At 54.3% G+C, this 19,671-nt stretch carries 16 protein-coding genes; 8 read left to right on the forward strand and 8 right to left on the reverse strand.

Annotated elements, in window-relative coordinates; genetic code table 11:
* The first annotated feature begins 86 nt into the window (after positions 1-86).
* Positions 87-560: a cold-shock protein gene (locus WFN75_RS01260; RefSeq protein ID WP_046884380.1), complete on the forward strand. Its 474-nt coding sequence runs from the start codon at positions 87-89 to the stop codon at positions 558-560.
* Between the two features lie 63 nt (positions 561-623).
* Here WFN75_RS01260 and WFN75_RS01265 read toward each other — a convergent pair whose 3' ends face one another.
* Positions 624-1,079: a hypothetical protein gene (locus WFN75_RS01265; protein ID WP_046884379.1), complete on the reverse strand. Its 456-nt coding sequence runs from the start codon at positions 1,077-1,079 to the stop codon at positions 624-626.
* A gap of 386 nt (positions 1,080-1,465) precedes the next feature.
* On the opposite strand from WFN75_RS01265, the gene WFN75_RS01270 reads away from it, so the two are divergent.
* On the forward strand, positions 1,466-2,164 hold the full coding sequence (locus WFN75_RS01270; protein ID WP_263617408.1) for a GNAT family N-acetyltransferase: 699 nt from the start codon (positions 1,466-1,468) through the stop codon (positions 2,162-2,164).
* Between the two features lie 42 nt (positions 2,165-2,206).
* Here WFN75_RS01270 and betA read toward each other — a convergent pair whose 3' ends face one another.
* Genes betA through betI form a run of 3 tightly spaced genes read right to left on the reverse strand, consistent with a single transcriptional unit; the run spans position 2,207 to position 5,958 of the window.
* The gene (gene betA, locus WFN75_RS01275; protein WP_212476945.1) at positions 2,207-3,871 is read right to left on the reverse strand and encodes a choline dehydrogenase; all 1,665 of its coding nucleotides are present in this window, start codon (positions 3,869-3,871) and stop codon (positions 2,207-2,209) included.
* 13 nt (positions 3,872-3,884) lie between these two features.
* Positions 3,885-5,357, reverse strand: a complete 1,473-nt coding sequence (betB, locus tag WFN75_RS01280; protein ID WP_336995472.1) for a betaine-aldehyde dehydrogenase — start codon at positions 5,355-5,357, stop codon at positions 3,885-3,887.
* 13 nt (positions 5,358-5,370) lie between these two features.
* The gene (betI, locus tag WFN75_RS01285; protein WP_207293813.1) at positions 5,371-5,958 is read right to left on the reverse strand and encodes a transcriptional regulator BetI; all 588 of its coding nucleotides are present in this window, start codon (positions 5,956-5,958) and stop codon (positions 5,371-5,373) included.
* 128 nt (positions 5,959-6,086) lie between these two features.
* On the opposite strand from betI, the gene betT reads away from it, so the two are divergent.
* The gene (betT, locus tag WFN75_RS01290; protein ID WP_046884374.1) at positions 6,087-8,120 is read left to right on the forward strand and encodes a choline BCCT transporter BetT; all 2,034 of its coding nucleotides are present in this window, start codon (positions 6,087-6,089) and stop codon (positions 8,118-8,120) included.
* Positions 8,121-8,468: 348 nt separating this feature from the next.
* Here betT and WFN75_RS01295 read toward each other — a convergent pair whose 3' ends face one another.
* The 3 genes from WFN75_RS01295 to WFN75_RS01305 all read right to left on the reverse strand — a co-directional run bounded on the left by WFN75_RS01295 (position 8,469) and on the right by WFN75_RS01305 (position 10,603).
* Positions 8,469-8,990, reverse strand: coding sequence for a VOC family protein (locus tag WFN75_RS01295; RefSeq protein ID WP_263616398.1), 522 nt, complete (start codon positions 8,988-8,990; stop codon positions 8,469-8,471).
* A gap of 373 nt (positions 8,991-9,363) precedes the next feature.
* Positions 9,364-10,125, reverse strand: coding sequence for a class I SAM-dependent methyltransferase (locus WFN75_RS01300; RefSeq protein WP_336995473.1), 762 nt, complete (start codon positions 10,123-10,125; stop codon positions 9,364-9,366).
* Complete coding sequence (locus WFN75_RS01305) at positions 10,106-10,603, reverse strand: MarR family winged helix-turn-helix transcriptional regulator (protein ID WP_336995474.1); 498 nt, start codon at positions 10,601-10,603, stop codon at positions 10,106-10,108. The genes WFN75_RS01300 and WFN75_RS01305 overlap by 20 nt, the downstream gene beginning before the upstream one ends.
* A 302-nt stretch (positions 10,604-10,905) precedes the next feature.
* Here WFN75_RS01305 and WFN75_RS01310 point away from each other — a divergent pair, with 302 nt between their 5' ends.
* The 5 genes from WFN75_RS01310 to WFN75_RS01330 all read left to right on the forward strand — a co-directional run bounded on the left by WFN75_RS01310 (position 10,906) and on the right by WFN75_RS01330 (position 17,501).
* Positions 10,906-11,898, forward strand: coding sequence for a LacI family DNA-binding transcriptional regulator (locus WFN75_RS01310; protein ID WP_336995475.1), 993 nt, complete (start codon positions 10,906-10,908; stop codon positions 11,896-11,898).
* A 243-nt stretch (positions 11,899-12,141) separates the two neighbouring features.
* A complete protein-coding gene (locus tag WFN75_RS01315; protein WP_442913254.1) occupies positions 12,142-13,233 on the forward strand; it encodes an alcohol dehydrogenase catalytic domain-containing protein in 1,092 nt (363 codons plus the stop codon).
* Between the two features lie 83 nt (positions 13,234-13,316).
* Positions 13,317-14,906: an MFS transporter gene (locus WFN75_RS01320; protein WP_336995476.1), complete on the forward strand. Its 1,590-nt coding sequence runs from the start codon at positions 13,317-13,319 to the stop codon at positions 14,904-14,906.
* 4 nt (positions 14,907-14,910) lie between these two features.
* Entirely contained in the window at positions 14,911-16,053 is a 1,143-nt protein-coding gene (gene bglB, locus WFN75_RS01325; RefSeq protein WP_336995477.1) for a beta-galactosidase BglB, read from the forward strand.
* A 509-nt stretch (positions 16,054-16,562) separates the two neighbouring features.
* A complete protein-coding gene (locus tag WFN75_RS01330; RefSeq protein WP_336995478.1) occupies positions 16,563-17,501 on the forward strand; it encodes an IdsF in 939 nt (312 codons plus the stop codon).
* Positions 17,502-17,571: 70 nt separating this feature from the next.
* Here the strand turns inward: WFN75_RS01330 and WFN75_RS01335 are convergent, their stop codons facing one another.
* Entirely contained in the window at positions 17,572-19,404 is a 1,833-nt protein-coding gene (locus tag WFN75_RS01335; protein ID WP_233801093.1) for a glycoside hydrolase family 15 protein, read from the reverse strand.
* Positions 19,405-19,671 lie beyond the last annotated feature (267 nt).

The following is a 19,671-nucleotide window of genomic DNA, read 5'->3' on the forward strand; positions in this document are numbered from 1 at the left end:
TCTCCCCATAGCCTCAAAACCCATTGTGCTTTACACTGCGCGCTGCAAAAATTGAGTTATGAACGATCAGACAGGCGGTAAAAGCGATGAACGGAACAATCACAACGTGGTTTAAAGATAAAGGCTTTGGATTTATCAAAGATGAGAACGGTGACAACCGCTATTTTCATGTGATTAAGGTCGCTAACCCTGATCTGATCAAGAAAGATGCGGCGGTGACCTTTGAACCGACCACCAATAACAAAGGCCTCTCGGCATATGCCGTGAAGGTGATCCCCGAAAGCAAATACCTCTTTATTGCGGGCGAGCGTGTGAAGCTTACCTCGATCAAATCTTTCGTAGTCTTTAGCGAGGATGAACCTGTTGAGACCGGGATCGATAAAGAGAACGCGGTACTGTCGGTAGGGATCCTGATGAGCAATATCAGGCCAAAAGCGGATAAGAAGCCAGGCGAAATGCGCGCCGTGAAGAAGCTGGCCATTACCACTTTCCAGAACACAACGCTGATCTTCACCGAAGATGAGATCGACATCGATGCCACGGTGAAGCTGCTGAAGTGATCCTGTGCCGAAATTCTGCAGCAATGAGAAGCAGAATTTCGGCTTTATAGGTTGTCTCTGCACTTACTGTGCCGCGCCGGACGACTCCTTCACAAATTCCGCCAGCATCCACACCATGTCATGCAGTAGCCCCGTAAGTGAACTCTCCACGCTGGCTGGCAACGTTCCGCCCAGAACGGCCTGCGTCAACGCCAGGGCATAATCCACCTGAACGGTTATCTCCTGCCAGCACGCCGGCACGCTGGTGCTGAATCTTTCACCTTCGATCAACTGCGCAATCAGTTCCGGGGAAGGCTCGCTCGTGTCGCACTCCCGCATCTGCCCAAGGGTTTGCAGCAGCTTTTCGCAGAGGGCTTTGCGCGTGTCGTGCGCGTCGGTCTCCTGCAGCACGCTAACCAGTGCCGCGCTGATATCAGCCAGTTCAGGAAGTTCTGCCGTTGTGGCAAGCGGCGTATCGATCAGTTGCTGAACTAACGCGTTAGTGGATGAGGCGTAAACGTATGTCGATTTTGTTGTCATGTCGTGTTCCTTCTCTATAAAAGCTCCTGACAGCGAAATTTTCTGTGCTCGTGAGGGGTAGCACTGACGGAGGTAGGAATACCGTACACGACAAAACGGCCAGCCAACCGGCTGCTCCGCCAGCGCTACCGCGATTTTAACGGCGTGGCAAAGTGACTGTCGTGTCATCCTGTCTGGGTTCCTACACCCGGTTGCAGAGCGCCCGCAACTCAGGCACTTTACGGCCCCGCCCTGGCAAATAACAGTCAAAACCGCGAAATGCACCCGCTAACTTTTCGATTTGCGAGGCGCTTTCCAGAATGTCGGGATCCAGGCGTAAAAATCCTCTGTTCGCCTGCTTTTCATCCTGATATAACAAAGTGTTTACATTTCAAAGGAGGGGCACCGTGCCGGAAATTAATGAATTTGGTCAGACTGTTAATGACATCGTTCCCGGCTGGAATGGCGCACGCGTTTTACCCCGCTCGCTTCTGTCAGGACGCTTCTGCCGACTGGAGCCGCTGGATGCCGCCCGCCACGCCGTCGATCTGTTTGAGGCTTTTGCGCTGGGTGATGGCAGCGACTGGACGTGGATGGCCAGTAACCTGCCGGAAAGCGTGGAGGTCACCCGACACTGGCTGCTGGGCAAAGTCATGGACGATGCCCTGGTGCCCTATGCGGTGATTGATACCCGCACGGACCAGGCCGTGGGGGTAGTGTGTTACATGGCGATCGACCGCCAGATGGGAACGGTAGAAATTGGTCACGTGACCTGGTCGCGCAAAATGCGTCACAGCCCGATGGGTACCGAAGCCATCTGGCTGCTGCTGAAAAATGCTTTCGCGCACGGATATCGCCGGCTGGAGTGGAAGTGCGACTCAATGAACGTGGCCTCGCGCCGGGCCGCCGAACGGCTGGGGTTCACCTGGGAAGGGCGGTTGCGACAAAAAATTGTGCGCAAGGGCCGAACGCGCGACAGCGATATGCTTTCGATTATCGATGGTGAGTGGCCAGAAAAAGAGGCGGCGCTGTGTGCCTGGCTGGCGGCGAAGAATTTTGACGGGGAAGGGCGGCAGATTAAAAAACTGGAAGCGTTTCGCGAATAATCCCCCTCTCCAGTGAGGAGAGGAGGAGAGGTGAAGGGCGACTTAACTGCGAACCGGTGCGCCGTTCGCCACATAATAGGCTGCTGTGCTTTTCGCCAGCGGCTCGCGCCCGCGGATCGCGTCAGCAATTTTCTCGCCAATCATAATGGTGGTGGCGTTCAGGTTGCCGGTGATGATTTGCGGCATGATCGACGCATCCACCACGCGTAACCCTTCCAGCCCGTGAACACGGCCTTCGCCGTCTACCACCGCCATCTCGTCGTAGCCCATCTTGCAGGTGCCGCACGGGTGGAAGGCGGTTTCAGCGTGGTTACGCACGAACTCGTCCAACTGCTCGTCGGTCTGGCACTCCACGCCCGGGCTGATTTCCCGGCCACGGTATTTGTCCAGCGCGGGCTGGTGCATGATCTCGCGGGTGATGCGGATCGCGTCGCGGAACTCCTGCCAGTCCTGTTCGTGGGACATGTAGTTGAACAGGATCGCCGGATGCTGATGCGGGTCGCGGGATTTGATCCGCACGTGCCCGCGGCTCGGCGAGCGCATGGAGCCGACGTGACACTGGAAGCCATGCTCTTTCACCGCGTTCGAGCCGTTGTAGTTAATCGCTACCGGCAGGAAGTGGTACTGAATGTTCGGCCACTCGAACTCCTCGCGGCTGCGGATAAACCCGCCCGCTTCGAAGTGGTTGCTTGCGCCCACGCCGGTGCCGCCAAACAGCCACTCCGCGCCAATCTTCGGCTGGTTCCACCACTGCAGGGCAGGGTAGAGGGAGACCGGCTCTTTGCATTCGTACTGGAGATACATCTCCAGGTGATCCTGCAAGTTCTCACCCACGCCGGGTAAGTCATGCACCAGCGGAATGTCGAACTGCTTCAGCAGTTCAGCGCTGCCCACGCCGGAGCGTTGAAGGATCTGTGGAGAGGCAATCGCCCCCGCGCACAGCAGCACTTCTTTGTTCGCCGTTGCTTTCGACGGAATAGTGCTTTCGCCCTCCAGCCACTCGACGCCCACCGCGCGTTTGCCGTCAAAGATAATATGATCGGTCATGGCGTGAGTGCGGATGGTCAGGTTCGGGCGCGGCTTCGCCTGGTCCAGATAGCCGCGCGCGGTGCTGGCGCGTCGACCCTGCGGCGTGACCGTGCGATCCATCGGCCCGAAGCCTTCCTGCTGGTAGCCATTGAGATCGTCGGTGCGCGGATAACCCGCCTGCACGCCCGCTTCTACCATCGCCTCGAACAGCGGGTTCACGCCCGGTTTAGAGGTGGTAACGCTCACCGGACCGTCGCCGCCGTGGTAGTCATTCGGACCCACGTCGCGGGTCTCCGCCTTGCGGTAGTAGGGCAGGCAGTTGAGATAGCTCCAGTGCTCCAGCCCGGTTTCCTTCGCCCAGTTATCCAGATCCATGGCGTTACCGCGCACGTAGCACATGCCGTTGATTAGCGATGAGCCGCCCAGCCCTTTACCGCGTCCGCACTCCATGCGACGGTTGTTCATATACGGCTCTGGTTCGGTTTCATACGCCCAGTTGTAGCGCTTGCCCTGCAGCGGAAACGCCAGCGCGGCGGGCATCTGGGTACGGAAGTCAAAGCGGTAATCCGGACCGCCTGCTTCAAGCAGCAATACGGTGGTGTTGGGATCTTCAGTCAGTCGTGTTGCCAGCACGTTGCCGGCAGAGCCGGCTCCGATAATGATGTAGTCAAATTGCAAATAAACCTCCCGGTTAAAATATGGACTGGAATTTAGCCATCTCAACCTGGATGGACTTCACCTGGGTATAGCTCTGGAGCGTCATCACTCCGTTCTCGCGGCCAATGCCGGAGTGTTTATAGCCGCCGACCGGCATCTCTGCGGCGGATTCACCCCAGGTGTTGATCCAGCAGATGCCCGCTTCGAGCTGATGAATGGCGCCGTGGGCGCGGTTCAAATCGGCGGTGACGATGCCCGCCGCCAGCCCGTAGTCGGTGTCGTTGGCGCGACGAATCGCTTCCTCGTCGGTTTCATAGGTGAGGATGGACATCACCGGCCCGAAGATCTCCTCGCGCACGATAGTCATCTCGTCGGTGCAGTCGGTGAACACGGTCGGGGCCACCCACGCACCGTTGTCAAAGCCTTCACCTTTCAGCACGTCGCCGCCGCACAGCACGCGCGCGCCTTCCTCTTTGCCTTTGGCGATGTAGCGCAGCACGTTGTCGCGGTGCGGGAAGCTGACCAGCGGGCCGAAGTTGGTGTTTTCATCGAACAGATCGCCCGCACGGATGCGACCCACGCGCTCGACAATTTTCTGCTCAAATGCGGCTTTGTATTTCGCAGGCACAAACACGCGGGTGCCGTTAGTGCACACCTGGCCGGAACTGAAGAAGTTGGCCATCATGGCGATGTCTGCCGCAAGATCGAGATCCGCATCATCGAAAATAATCAGCGGTGATTTGCCGCCCAACTCCATCGTCACCTCTTTCAGGGACGAGGCAGCAGAGTTCGCCATCACCTTTTTGCCGCTGGCGACGCCGCCGGTAAAGGAGACTTTCTCGATGCCCGGATGTTCGGTCAGGAACTGGCCGGTTTCCGCGCCCACGCCCGGCAGGACGTTAAACACGCCGTCCGGCAGACCCGCCTCGGTATAAATTTCGGCAAGTTTCAGGGCGGTGAGCGGAGTAACCTCACTCGGTTTGAAGATCATTGCGTTGCCCGCCGCCAGCGCCGGGGCAGATTTCCACAGGGCGATCTGAATGGGGTAGTTCCACGCACCGATCCCCGCCACTACGCCCAGCGGCTCGCGGCGGGTGTAGACAAACGAGGTATCGCGCAGCGGGATCTGGCTCCCTTCCAGCGCCGGGATCAGGCCCGCGTAGTACTCCAGTACGTCCGCGCCGGTGACGATGTCGACGGTGCTGGTTTCAGAAAACGCTTTACCGGTATCGAGGGTTTCTAGCTTCGCCAGTTCGTCGTTACGTTCGCGCAGGATCTCCACGGCGCGGCGCAGAATGCGCGAACGCTCCATGGCGGTCATCGCTGCCCAGATTTTTTGCCCGCGCTGTGCGCTTTCAACCGCGCGGTCGACATCCTCGCGCCCGGCGGCCTGTACGGTCGCCAGAACTTCGCCGTTGGCCGGGTTGATGGTCTCGAAGGTGCGACCGCTGGTGGCCGATGTATAACCACCATTGATATAAAGCTGCTGTTCTGCCATTCGGGACATAATTTCTCCTCGGTTAATCGGTCGGTAAATGCTGGCTAATAAAGTGGCTGGTGAGCGACTGGGCCAGGTTTTTGTCCAGCGGTTTGCCGCTCAGTGCGGCGCGTAGCCACAGCCCGTCGATCAGGGCCGCCAGTCCGTATCCTGCCTCCTGCGCCTGGTCACGCGGCAGTTCACGACGAAACTCGTACACCAGATTCGACAGCAGGCGGCGGCTGCTCACCTGCTGCAATCGATAAAGCATCGGCTGGTGCATACTGCTCGCCCAGAAGGCCAGCCAGGCTTTCATCGCCGCGCTGCTTACCTGGGTTTCATCAAAGTTGCCGCCGACAATCGCCTGTAATCGCTGCTCCGCGCTGCCGTTGGGCAATGCATGTAAACGGCTTAATACCGCATCGCGCAGCTGGCCGGTAATGTCGCGCATGGTCGCTTCCAGCAGACCGTTTTTGTCTTTGAAATAGTGACTGATGATCCCCGTGGACACGCCCGCCCGACGGGCGATCTGCGCGATGGTCGCGTCGTGCATGCCCACCTCATTTATTGCTTCCAGCGTGGCGTCGATCAGTTGCCTGCGCCGGATTGGCTGCATCCCCACTTTGGGCATTTTTGCCACTCCATTCATCAGCGTTGGTAATACATTAAAGCGGTTTTTGATTGGACGTTCAATATAAAATGTGTCTTAATTGTTGCGGATTTGGATTTCAATAGTTACAAAAACAGTGGGGATACTGGATGACAGACCTTTCACAAGACAGAGAAAAAGACAAAATCAACCCGGTCGTTTTTTATACTTCCGCCGGGCTGATTTTGTTGTTTTCCCTGACGACGATCTTCTTTCGTGATTTTTCTGCCGAGTGGATTGGGCGCACCCTCAACTGGGTGTCGAAAACCTTTGGCTGGTACTATCTGCTGGCGGCGACGCTCTATATCGTCTTCGTGGTGTGCATTGCCTGCTCGCGCTTCGGTTCGGTGAAGCTCGGGCCGGAGCAGTCAAAGCCCGAGTTCAGCCTGCTGAGCTGGGCCGCGATGCTGTTTGCCGCAGGCATCGGCATCGATTTGATGTTCTTCTCGGTGGCCGAGCCGGTCACGCAGTATATGCAGCCGCCGGAAGGGGCGGGGCAGACCATGGAGGCTGCGCGCCAGGCGATGGTCTGGACGCTGTTCCACTACGGCCTGACCGGCTGGTCGATGTACGCCCTGATGGGGATGGCGCTCGGATACTTCAGCTATCGTTATAATTTGCCCCTGACCATCCGCTCTGCCCTCTATCCGATTTTCGGTAAAAAAATCAACGGGCCCATTGGGCACAGCGTAGATATTGCGGCGGTGATCGGTACCATCTTCGGCATCGCTACCACGCTGGGTATCGGTGTGGTGCAGCTTAACTACGGGCTGAGCGTGCTGTTTGATATCCCGGATTCGATGGCGGCCAAGGCGGCGCTGATTGCGCTGTCGGTGATTATCGCCACCATTTCGGTCACCTCCGGCGTGGATAAAGGGATCCGCGTGCTCTCCGAGCTGAACGTCGCGCTGGCGTTGGGGCTGATTCTGTTCGTGCTGTTTATGGGCGACACCTCGTTCCTGCTTAACGCGCTGGTGCTGAACGTTGGCGACTACGTGAACCGCTTTATGGGCATGACGCTGAACAGCTTCGCCTTTGACCGTCCGGTGGAGTGGATGAACAGCTGGACGCTTTTCTTCTGGGCGTGGTGGGTGGCCTGGTCGCCGTTTGTTGGCCTGTTCCTGGCGCGTATTTCGCGCGGACGCACCATTCGCCAGTTCGTGCTGGGGACGCTGATTATCCCGTTCACCTTTACCCTGCTGTGGCTCTCGGTGTTCGGCAACAGCGCCCTGCACGAGATTATCCATGGCAATGCGACCTTTGCTCAGGAGGCGATGGCGCACCCGGAGCGCGGTTTCTACAGCCTGCTGGCGCAGTATCCGGCGTTCACCTTTAGCGCCTCCGTGGCGACCATTACCGGCCTGCTGTTCTACGTCACCTCGGCGGATTCCGGCGCGCTGGTGCTGGGGAACTTCACCTCGAAGCTGAAGGACATCAACAGCGACGCGCCAAACTGGATCCGCATCTTCTGGTCGGTCGCCATTGGCCTGCTGACGCTCGGCATGCTCATGACCAACGGCATTTCCGCCCTGCAGAACACCACGGTGATCATGGGGCTACCGTTCAGCTTTGTGATCTTCTTCGTGATGGCCGGGCTGTACAAATCGCTGAAGGTGGAAGACTACCGCCGCGAAAGTGCCAATCGCGACACCGCCCCGCGCCCGATGGGCTCGCAGGACCGCCTGAGCTGGAAGAAACGTCTGTCGCGCCTAATGAACTACCCGGGCACGCGTTACACCAAACAGATGATGGAGACGGTCTGCTTCCCGGCAATGGAAGAGGTGGCTCAGGAGCTGAAGTTACGCGGCGCGCGCGTCGAGCTGAAAAGCCTGCCGCCGGAGGAGGGCGAAACCCTGGGGCACCTGGATCTGCTGGTGGATATGGGCGACGAGCAGAACTTTGTTTACCAGATCTGGCCGCAGCAGTATTCCGTGCCCGGCTTTACCTATCGGGCCCGCAGCGGGAAATCAACCTACTACCGGCTTGAGACGTTCCTGCTGGAGGGCAGCCAGGGCAATGACCTGATGGATTATAGCAAGGAGCAGGTCATTACGGATATTCTGGACCAGTATGAACGGCACCTGAACTTTATCCACCTGCACAGGGAAGCGCCGGGGAACAGTGTGATGTTCCCGGATGTGTAAGCTGGAGTGTTAAATTGAGAGCGGTGCCACGCGTAAGTGTGGTGCCGTTTTTTTTGGCGTAAGCGCCAGGCACCACGAAAAAGGGTATGTGTTTGGGGTTAGGGATGAATGGCTAATCTGTGCCAGAAGCGGACTTTCGGGGCACAGTCAGTCAGTGGCCGCTAATTTCTTATCATAAGTTTCCGGGATTGCCAGAGTGGCAACTTTGTCAAAGCATTCCGCTTTGATCATATCGTTGCCAGCAAAAGACTTATCGATAAGGGTTAACCATGCCTATGTTTCAATAATAATTCGGAATGCGTACTCAGTGGTCAAACCGATTACAGAGAACGCAGTCCCTCAGGTAAATCAGCCCTCAGGTATCCAACGTTGTTCTGTCGCTTCTTCATCGTAACGTACACCGGCTGGAAGGGATATTAGCTCAATTAATATGCCAAACGGCGTCATGCCGAACCACGTCTGGTTACCTTTACCCTCTTCCTGTGCGAAACAGTCTGACGGCCCGTCGAACATTTGCGCTCCGTGTAAACGCATGTTGGCAGCAGTCTTATGGATATCATCAGTATACAGCGAGAAGTGATTAATTCCCGGCTGGCCAGGATTGGCAGAATGTTCCTGAACAGTGGGGGAGGTCTGAAACAGTTCAACGTTACAACCGTTAGCCAGACGTAACATGGCTAACCCTGTAAGGTTCATTTCAGCGGGAAAACCATTCAGAGGGGACATTTTATCTCCTGTTATGGTCTGATCCGGATTGTCAGGCGGCACTAAACGATAAAGGACGGAAGCCCCCAGCGCCTGACAGAAAAATGCTTCAGCTTGTTCAAGGTTTGAAACCGTAATGCCAATGTGTTCAATCCCGCGAATCATAAAAACCTCCATTCGATGCTTTTCATTAAATAGATATCAGAGGCATATAAGCCTGGCAGAAATGTCATATTTGTCACATGAAGGGGGTTAATCGTACTTGAGTAAGACCAGAAGCGGACTTGATAAAGCTATTCGGCTTTCTTCGTATGTTCTGGCGGGCGGGATACAATTAATTCACCACGCATAATAGTCCGCATCGTTCTGACGCATAGCGAAAAGAGACAACGTCCGCAAAGTTTTGCATGGCAAGTTTCCCGATGAACATGATAAAGGCACTGTAGCTCACCCTTCGTCAGTGTCGGCTAAATAGAAGCATAAGTGCCTGTCTACGCTGACTAAACGGATTAATCTTCAGGTCATTGTGCCGTACCGGCTACTTCACTTTTCCGATACGGATATTGAGTGGCCACGACATTTTTCTACAGCTTTCAGGGTCGCCCCATATCTTGGCCAGTTCATCAGCAAAGCGCGCAAAAAGATGCGCCTGTCCTTTCTGCTGAGCCTGCCGGACAGCAGACCATGTCGAGATGTAACCCAGCAGAGCCTGTAAATTCCATTCGGCTTCAATCTTTAAATCGGGAACCTCCAACTCCTGGAACGGGAAGTAAAGCTCCCTGTAACCTGAATCAACGAGCTTTCGTTCAGGAGGCCAGAGATGGGCGATTTCCTCGTAATACAATTTTTGGAAGCGCGTACCCACCTCTCCCTCAATATTCAGTACACCGTAACTTATCAGTACGATGATAGCGTCAGGCGAGGCCACGCGTCGGACTTCGCGATAGAACTCCTCCAGATGGAACCAGTGTGCGGCCTGAGCAACCGTAATCAAATCATAATCACACAAGTTACCGGGCAGGCTCTCAGCAGTAGAATGGAGGTAAGTAATTCCGGGCTCCGGGGAGACGTTTTTTAACTGGTCCTCGCTTGGGTCGATGCCGGTGACGGATGCAAAATAGGCCGACAGCGTACGGGTCAACTGTCCCGTACCGCAGCCAACATCCAGGGCTTTATGCGTACGCGGAGAAATTTCCGCCAGAAATCTGGCGAGCTCAGGAGGGTATTCCGGACGATATTGCGAATACTTTTGCCCTCCCTGCGAAAACCAGTTTGCTTCATCATGTTTCGTGTTCGTCATTGCGCTGCTCCCCCTTTAAAATGTCGGCCTTCGCCTCTTCTATACGTCCTTCAGCCGAGCGTTCATCAAGCGCCTTTATCGTTTGCTCGAGTGTCTTCATGATCGGCAGGCCCGTCTCTTTCTCAAGCCTGTCGACGGCCAGAAAAATGGATTGCCAGTGCACTTCAAGATCGCGTTGTACAGAGCGACCTAAAGGTGTGAGTCGCAACGCGTTTTTTCTTGCGTCCGGTAAGGCTTCCCGCCTGAGGAGGCCATCTTTCTCCATCAGGGAAACTGTCTGGCTGACGGCCCCCTGAGTGAGGAAGGTGACTGAAGTTATTTCGCTAACCGTCGTTGCTCCGGCAACAATGGCCCGCATGACGGGGGTATAGCGGGGGCGGTAATGCACGGACAGCTCGGGGTAAGTTTTCTCCGAGCCGCTGTCGAAAAGTTCGGTGAGGTATCGCAACATCTCACCTATCCCATGAATGTAAGCCACGGTCATCCTGTCATGTCAAAAAGCATTAGTGCTAATGCTTTTAAACCGACGAGCGGGTCGTTGTCAACCAGACAACGATTTCTAGCATATAAGTTATGAAGCAATATAAACGTAATATGTCCGCTTATCGTACATAGCGGCATGATTGATATACCTGAACCAGATCCGCCAGGCGCTCGGGGTATTCGCTAATCCGGATTTGAAACAGCGGAGGAGCGGGGGCAAGGTCGGCGTTAAATGCAGGGGTACACCCAGTTTTTTGATGGTATATTCCTTTTTTTCAGCAGAATAAGTGTCGCAATATGAAAAAGGCCGGTAATAAAGCACCTACCATCACTGACATCGCCCGTCTTGCTGGCGTCAGCAGTATTACCGTGTCGAGAACCTTTACCGATCCGGACAAAGTAAAACCGAAAACGCGGGAGAAAATCCTGCAAATAGCCCGCGAAGTTAAGTATGTTCCCAACGTTTTTGCGCAAAATATCAAGACGGCACAAAGTCCAATCATCGGGATAGTGACCGACGATACCTTTAACCAGAGTTATGCGTATGTGATTCAGGAGCTATGCCAGCACGCGGAAGCGAAAGGCTACTCGGTGATGATATTTACTACGGGTGGCAGTCGGGAGTCAGAGGTGAAGGCCGTGAATACTCTGGTCGGCTATAAAGCGGCAGGTATTGTGTTATCGGTTATTAACGATACGCCAGACTATGACACTAGCCACTTGAAAATGCTCTACCATTCAGCGACCAAGCTTATCCAGTTTGACCGCCAGTTTGATACAACGCTTCCTGCCGTCTACGTCAATGATGAACGGGCAGGGGAGTTGATTGCCTCGGTGATTAAACAAAAGCAGTATCGGCATGTGCTCGTGATTGGTGGCCAGGAGCAGTCTCGCATCACGCAAGCACGTGTGCGGAGCATCTGCGATAATGTTTCAGCCACAACAAAAATCACGCATTTGTATGCGGATTATCGCTACGACAACGCAAATGAGATGATTACCGCTCATTTTGCAGCAGGTGCCAGGCACTATGACGCGATTGTGGGTGTCAACGGTGCCATCTCCCTTGCCGCTCGCAGTGTCGCCACGACATGGTCGCTCACTGACGTGGATTTCCTGTCTATCGACGACATCCCTCATGCTGAAGCCTTTGGCTTTTTTTATCCCTCCGTTGTTCACGATTACAAACAGTGGGCCACCATCGTGGCGGAAAACCTGGTTGCCGCCATTGAAGGCCGTCCCTGGCAACCTCGCACCGTTATCAATGGTTTTTTAAAGAACGCCCGTTGAACTTCGAATCCGTAGCCTGGTTGTTGGTTTCAAAATGTTCACATAAACATTTTAAGGCTGTTTTAAGTGTTATTTTTTGAACGTTCTATCCCTCAATATCAACTGAATAATTTTAATGTATTGATAAATAATAATATTTTAAGATTAGTGTAATGTTGATCACAAATGAGAGCGCCTGGCTTATAAATGTTCACGAAAACATTATAAGGTTGATCCATCATCTTTCATTTCAGGAACGCTGCTGTGAACATTCAACCTACCGTCATCAAGCAATTGGTCAATTTTGGTCCTCACGATTACCGCTTAGTCACTTCGCCTTTGCAAAAACCGCAGCACAATGAGCTGCTGGTAAAGGTTGGAGCATGCGGTATTTGCGCCTCTGATTTTCACTGCTATCACGGTGCCCCTATGTTCTGGGGAAACGAGACCTTCCCGGCGTATGTCAAAACCCCGGTCGTGAGCGGCCATGAATTTTTTGGCACGGTCGTAGCGGCAGGGCCTAACGCGCTGGAACACTTTAACGTCGAGGTGGGAGACCGGGTGATCGCTGAACAGATCGTTCCCTGCGATAAGTGCCGGTTCTGCCGGAACGGACAGTACTGGATGTGCGAAAAGCACGATATTTATGGCTTCCAGAAAGAGGATGCCGACGGCGGCATGACCGAATACATGCTGTTCAAACCCACGAGCCGGGTACACAAAATTCCCCCATCACTCTCGCTGGAGGAGTGTGCATTGATCGAACCGTTCTCCTGTTCGGTGCATGCCGTTAATCGTGGGGATATTCAGTTTAATGATGTGGTGGTGTTGGCCGGGGCGGGAACGCTTGGATTGGGCATGATCCAGGCCATTAAACTAAAGACGCCGAAAAAGCTGATCGTCATAGACACCATGCCTTATCGTCTGGCACTGGCGAAGACGCTGGGAGCGGACGTGGTGCTGAACCCGCTTGAAGAAGATGTTATCGCCGAGGTTAAAGCGCTCACTGACGGCTACGGCTGCGATGTGTATATCGAGGCGTCTGGTAATCCCGCCGCAGTAACTCAGGGGTTACAGATGATTCGTAAACTGGGCCGCTTCGTTGAATTTAGCGTCTTTAGCCGCGAAACCACCGTGGACTGGTCCATCATTGGCGATCGTAAAGAGTTGGATATTCGCGGCGCGCATTTAAGTCCCGGCTGTTACGAAACCGTTATCGATCTCTTCAGCCGCAAACTGTTCACTGCTGAAGGCATTGTCACGCATAAATTCCCGCTCGACCAGTGGGAACACGCGTTTGATACCTTCGGTACGGCAGAGGCGGTAAAAGTACTCCTGGTGCCTCACGCGGAGTAACGCATCACGTTCAACCTCCGGTGCTGGCGGCTTCGGACGCCAGCCTGCTCAGCCTGTACTCTACGCTTCGGGGCATAATAAAAATGAAAGAACGCAAAATCCGGCTCCACCACTATCTGGCTTACGGTTCAGGTGATTTTCTTGGCGCTGGCACCGCAGTGCTGACCTCTGCCTGGCTGCTCTATTTTTACACCAGTTTCTGCGGGCTGACGCCTGTCGAAGCAACGCTCATCTTCGCCTGCGCACGCGTGCTGGATGCGGTGGTGAGTCCGTTGATGGGGTATCTCAGCGATAACTTTGGCGGAAACTGGTTTGGAAAACGATTTGGACGCCGTAAGTTTTTCATTCTTCTGGGGATCCCCTGCATCTTCAGCTACGCCGTCATGTGGGTGGGTGGGATGGATTTCTGGTACTACCTGCTCACCTATCTGATCTTCGATATCGTCTACACCATGATTCTGGTGCCTTATGAAACGCTGGTGCCGGAAATGACGGACGACTTTAAACACAAATCCCGGTTCTCTGGCGCACGCATTGCCATGGGGCAATTATCGGCCATTCTCGCGGCCTTCCTGCCCGGTGTTTTTCTTGGCTATTTCGGCAAAGACAATCCCCTCTCATTCTTTTACGCCAGCCTTGTCCTTGCCACCATTTGTGCGGTGGTGTTGACCCTGGTTTACTGCTTTACATGGGAGCGGCCCGCTGAACTGAAGTCTGAGGCTGAACGGCAGTCAGACGAGGAGGTACTCAGCGCAGGGCAGCGGCTGAATCGTCTGCGCATTGAGTTGACCTCGACGTTTCGCATTAAAATTTTCCGTCAGCATCTGGGGTTATACCTGGGAGGCTATATCGCACAGGATGTCTTCAATGCGGTATTCACTTATTACGTGGTGTTTGTACTGATGCAAACCGCCCAGACCGCCTCAAACTTAATGGGCGTGATGGCAATCCTGCAATTTGTCGCTGTGATAGGGATGATCCCGCTCTGCATTCGCTTTGGGCCTGCGCCAAGCTACCGTTTTGTGGTTGTGCTATTTGGCCTGGCGTCGGCGTCGTTCGCGCTGGTTTATTACATGGGGCTGAGCGATATCTACTCGCTTTTACTCTTTATCTCAGCGGTGGCCGGGCTTGGCCGCGGCGGGATTAATTACATCCCCTGGAACATCTATACCTACATTTCTGATGTCGATGAAGCGGTAACCGCGCAGCGCCGCGAGGGGATCTTTGCAGGGGTTATGACGATGACACGTAAAGCCTCGCAGGCTGGTGCCGTCATGCTGGTGGGGGGCGTCATGCAGATGTCCGGTTTTGTCTCGGGGCAGAGCGTTCAGGACCCGCAGGTTAGCCATACAATTTTACATCTTCTCAGTTTTGGTACGCTGGGCGTGCTGGCTATAGGCTTTATCATCTCTCTGAAATTCAAGCTTAATCTGCAAACGCACCAGCAACTTCAACAGGAAAATCAGCGTATGCGCCTCGCCAACGGCCCGCTGCCGGAGAGCGTGTCGTCAGAAACCCGTACGACGATAGAAATGCTGACGGGCATGAAATACGAATCACTGTGGGGCAATAACAATATTGGCTATCTCAACCGCATGAAGGCCGCACCGGTTAAAGCCGACATTTCGCACAGGGCTTATATTCCTTCCGAAAATGACAAATATACAGGGTGACACCATGACAATTTATCCCGTGAAACACAGCGCCTTACTGCGCCAGCCAGAGCACTTTATTTCGCGTGACGCGCTAAAGGCGCTCATCCGTAAGGTCACGCAAAACCTGATTGCAATCGAAGACAGTACAGGTGAGTTTGCTCTGCATTTGGATGATGGCCGGATTATCGATGCGAAGGGCTGGAGAGCAGGCTGGGAATGGACGCATGGCGTGGGGTTGTATGGCATTTTGCAGTTCTATCAGCAGACGGGCGAGCCGGAAGTGCTTGCCATCATTGACGACTGGTTTAGCGCCCGACTGGCAGAAGGCGTCCCTACCAAAAACGTAAATACAGTCTGTCCGCTGTTAACCCTGGCCTACCGTTATGAAGAGACGCGTAATCCTGCCTGGCTGCCCCTGCTTGAACGTTGGGCGGAGTGGATCATGCACGAAATGCCGCGCACCGAGAAAGGGGGCATTCAGCATGTTGTCATCCATAAAGAGAACAATCAGCAGCTATGGGATGACACCCTGATGATGACAGTTATGCCGCTGGCTAAAATTGGCAAGCTGCTGGGGCGCCAGGCATACATCGAGGAAGCTAAATTTCAGTTCCTGACCCACATCCAGTATCTGATGGATCGCGAAACCGGGCTCTGGTTCCACGGCTGGACCTTTGAAGGCAACCACAATTTTTCTCGCGCCCGCTGGGCACGCGGAAACAGCTGGCTGACAGTCGCAATCCCGGACTTTATCGAGCTGTTGGACTTACCCGAATACGATGCCACACGCCGTTTTTTACTCGAGGTATTAAACAGCCAGGTGAGCGCACTGGCAGAGCTGCAGGATGAGAGCGGCCTGTGGCATACGCTGTTGGACGACCGGGATGCCTACCTTGAGAGTTCGGCCACGGCGGGCTTTGCCTATGGAATTTTGAAAGCGGTGCGCAAGCGCTACATCAGTTCTGAATATGCCGTAGTCGGGGAAAAAGCGATTCGAGGTGTGGTGAACTGCATCAATGACGAGGGGGAATTAACACAATCCTCATTTGGTACTGAAATGGGGCCGAATTTAGACTATTACCGTCAAATCCCTCTCACGCCTATGCCCTACGGGCAGGCCATGGCCGTACTTTGTCTGGCCGAATATTTACATACCTACCTTTAACAGAAGAGGTCATGGCGGAAAACCGCCATGACTGTCTGGCAGTACTTCCAGATGGCATCTCCAGCGATTATTTAAGAAAAATACAGGTATTCCTCTCGATCTGTTTATCAACCGCAGAAAACTTAAATTTGCATACCCTGATATATCGATAAATAAAACACCCTCACTGATATCGCGAATAAGTATGGCTTTGAGTCATTACAGCCATTTACCCGCGCCTTCACCCGATATTATAGATATCCTCCGTCTGAAGTCAGAAACAATCGGAGCGCGGGAGAGTGCTCTGGCCTCTTTACTCGCCCTCATTTTGAATGACGGGATACTCACTTCACCTTTCGGAATATAAGCCTTATCTTTTATCACTACAGGATAACTGCTACTCTATCATCCCGATATTCCTCGGGATTTTCTAACCTAAATACATGGCGGCATATATTTGCGTTAAGGTATCCTCTCTTCCAGCCTGCGCTTATAAAAGATATTCAGCGACCAGAGTGAAACGGATTTTTATGAGAAACATAACAAGAAAAAACGAACATAACGGAAAGCGTCGCACTGCTCTTTTTGCAATATTGCTGTTGCTGCCCGCCTTTATAGCCAGTGCTCAGCAGAATGTAGAAGGAAAATATCTTTTTGCGTTTACCTCGACCAAAAGCACCTGCCTCTTGCGCGTGAACGATCTCCCCGCGTTTGATAATACGACGGATGATGACGGCACCCTTTCTGCCGGGTTAAATATGACCGCCTTTCTGGAGAACGGCAGCAACCAGATTGAGCTTTTGATGGGGCCGCAGGATGCTGAAGATCCGCAAACGCTCTTTGCCGACTCCTCGTGCCAGGTCACCATTAGGTATGAAACGGAAAAGAAGAGCGTCAGGCTGGCCGACTATCGCCTGGCGGTGAACGATAAAAAAGCCATCACTGCTCTTTATTCGGTCGACGCTACACGCGGGGAGAAATTCACCGAGGGCTATAGCAAATTAGAGGGCGATTACGGGTTATATAAAATGCAGGGCGCACTCTCCCTGCAGCACGTGCCTGTCTGGTCATGGGTGAACGCAACGCCAGTCACGGAGAACGATCTCCCCAAAATTCGTAAGGCCTATGAAGAGATTTGGGCACAGATAAAACGTCGCGATATCGATGGCCTGAAACGTACCGCAAAAGTGTCGTCAGCGGAAATGGCCAGGGCCGAAGCCACCACGCCGGAGATGATATTTGTCTCGAATGATTTACCCGCCTATGTTGCTGCGCCAGAACTCACACCCGTGGAAATCGACTGGGAAAAATATCACCTGCTACGCTATCGCGACGGGCGTCTTTTCCGGCTTGGCGTCGGGTTCTTCCAGAACTCTCCGCTGATGTTCCAGGATGCCAAAGGGAAAGTGATTTATACATGGAATCCCTTGTTCTCAATGATTGATGGCAAGGTTGTATTAGTCCGCTAACGGCGGGGCGGCAAGGTGAATGCAACACCTTGCCGCACTAAGAGGCGTTGAACTGCCCGGCGTTTCAGGTTTATTCGTGCCCGTGATGCTCACTGATGGCCTGCGCTGCGCAGATAAGCGCAAGATGACTCAGTCCCTGGGGCATATTACCCACCCACTCGCCGGTGCGGGTATCAAACATCTCATTGAACGTTTCAACATTGCCGCGGTGGCATAGCGTCTCCAGAATCTCCTCCATGAGCTCCCCGGCAATCTTCGGATCGCCCATCGAGGCCCAGGCCTCTGCAAGCCAGAATGAGCAGGCAATGAAGGTGCTCTCCTCCTGTTCAACCCCGCTGTAGCGGTAGACCATCGCGCTATTGTGACCCAGCTCGCGCTGGATAGCCTGATAGGTCAGCTTCATGCGTTTCGGATTGACCTTCACACCGTAGCGTGAAACCAGGGCGAGCGAGGCATCCAGCTTGCCGCCATCTCCGACGTAAAAGCAGTAGGATTGATGGGCATCGGACCAGCAGTGCTCTTCCACCCAGTCGCGGATCCGATCTCGCTCGCGCTCCCAGCGCGCCTTCCATGTGGGTTCAATATGGCTAGCCTCCGCCAGTACCACGGCGCAGTCCAGCGCCAGCCAGCAGGACATTTTGGAATGGGTATAGTGATGCTCGTCCGGTAGTTCCCAGATGCCGGAGTCTTTCATGCGCCAGCGGTCAGCGCACTGATTGGCAAGATGCCCGAGAAAGCGTGACGTGCCCGTATCCAGAATGTGGCCTGCTTCCACAAACAGCTTTGCCACCCCAAGCATATCGGCATACATGCTCAGCTGGCGCTGGTTGCGGGCATTATTACCAATGCGTACCGGCTGCGAATTTTGGTAACCCTGGAGTTCGGCATACCACTCTTCCGGGACCAGATCGCCTTCCAGGGTATAACAGGCCCGCATCTCCGGACCGTGTTTAATAATGGTTTTCGACAGCCAGGAAAACGCTGCCTTACACTCTTCCAGGGTACCCAGATAGGTAAAGGCTTTGATGATCAGACAGGCATCTCTTACCCAGGCAAAGCGGTAATCATAGTTTTTCTCGCCGCCGATCCCTTCCGGCAGGGAGGTGGTAGCCGCCGCGGCCAGCGCGCCGGTTGGTGAATACCAGAGAAACTTCAGCGCCAGCGCAGAGCGGATAACGTGATCTTTATACAGGCCATCATATTTCAGCCCCTTCACCCAGTCCTGCCAGGCGGTGTGGCTGGTTTCGATGCGATTATCTATCGCCTGAATATCCGGCACCGCCAGCGGTTCGCTCTGGGTCACGAGCAGGGCGACCACCTCGCGGCTTCCCTTTTTCAGGGTGATTTCCGCTTCGATCTCCTCGTCATCGGCATGGGTGATGACGACGTTTTCACTGGTGTGTAGCATCGCCATCAGATCGCCGATATGGTAAACGCTGCCCTTGAAGGTGTCTGACCGCCAGGGCGATCGCGTTTCGATCATGGTGCCGAACCGCAGCTGGAGCCGGAAAGGAACCGTACCGCGCACACCTTCAAGCCGCCGCGCCAGTTCACTCCAGGGCAGGCGTCCCGCCAGGGTGCTGTTAATCGACTCGGTTAACAACGCCGTGCCATCCTCCGTCTCAAAACGGGTCTCCAGCACGTTGCTGTCCTCGCGGTAAGCGCGGGTGACGGTATATTCAACCGCGGGCGTCAGGCTAAAAAAACCGCCGATGGTCGGGTCAAGCAGACGATCAAAAAGGGGCGGCGAGTCGAGATTCGGCGCGCTCCACCAGTCAATTGAACCATCCGGAGCGATAAGCGCCACGGATCGGCCTTCGCCGATCGCGGCATAATCCCCCAGGCCAATGAACCCCTCCTCGCGTAACGGCATCGTGTATTTAGCATTTTTCAAATGAGTCATCCCTTATGTCTGGTGCAGCGGGCCGCGTTGTCGTCACGTTGTGGTGAACCCTATAAAGCCTGGCATAATGTGATGGATATCGCGCTTTCGGAGAGGATTTTTTGAGAATGTGCCGGGTTTAACGCGTCATGCCGACAGCGCTAACACGTTGAAATACCTTCGTTGGGAGAGGAGGGCAGGGCGTATCAAAGGCAGCATAACCCCTGGGCCTGGCCGTAGCCAGAAGCGCTCCTTCGCCTGGTTTGCGCCATGCTGCCGGGTACGAGT

The organism is Leclercia sp. UBA7405 (assembly GCF_037152215.1).
Classification (GTDB): Bacteria; Pseudomonadota; Gammaproteobacteria; order Enterobacterales; family Enterobacteriaceae; genus Enterobacter; species Enterobacter pneumoniae.

Coding starts and splice junctions, on each gene's coding strand:
- WFN75_RS01260 (WP_046884380.1), top strand. CDS start 87: ATGAACGGAACAATCACAACGTGGTTTAAAGATAAAGGCTTTGGATTT.
- WFN75_RS01300 (WP_336995473.1), bottom strand. CDS start 10,125: ATGACGAACACGAAACATGATGAAGCAAACTGGTTTTCGCAGGGAGGG.
- betT (WP_046884374.1), top strand. CDS start 6,087: ATGACAGACCTTTCACAAGACAGAGAAAAAGACAAAATCAACCCGGTC.
- WFN75_RS01320 (WP_336995476.1), top strand. CDS start 13,317: ATGAAAGAACGCAAAATCCGGCTCCACCACTATCTGGCTTACGGTTCA.
- betI (WP_207293813.1), bottom strand. CDS start 5,958: ATGCCCAAAGTGGGGATGCAGCCAATCCGGCGCAGGCAACTGATCGAC.
- betB (WP_336995472.1), bottom strand. CDS start 5,357: ATGTCCCGAATGGCAGAACAGCAGCTTTATATCAATGGTGGTTATACA.
- bglB (WP_336995477.1), top strand. CDS start 14,911: ATGACAATTTATCCCGTGAAACACAGCGCCTTACTGCGCCAGCCAGAG.
- WFN75_RS01310 (WP_336995475.1), top strand. CDS start 10,906: ATGAAAAAGGCCGGTAATAAAGCACCTACCATCACTGACATCGCCCGT.
- WFN75_RS01335 (WP_233801093.1), bottom strand. CDS start 19,404: ATGACTCATTTGAAAAATGCTAAATACACGATGCCGTTACGCGAGGAG.
- WFN75_RS01265 (WP_046884379.1), bottom strand. CDS start 1,079: ATGACAACAAAATCGACATACGTTTACGCCTCATCCACTAACGCGTTA.
- WFN75_RS01295 (WP_263616398.1), bottom strand. CDS start 8,990: ATGATTCGCGGGATTGAACACATTGGCATTACGGTTTCAAACCTTGAA.
- WFN75_RS01330 (WP_336995478.1), top strand. CDS start 16,563: ATGAGAAACATAACAAGAAAAAACGAACATAACGGAAAGCGTCGCACT.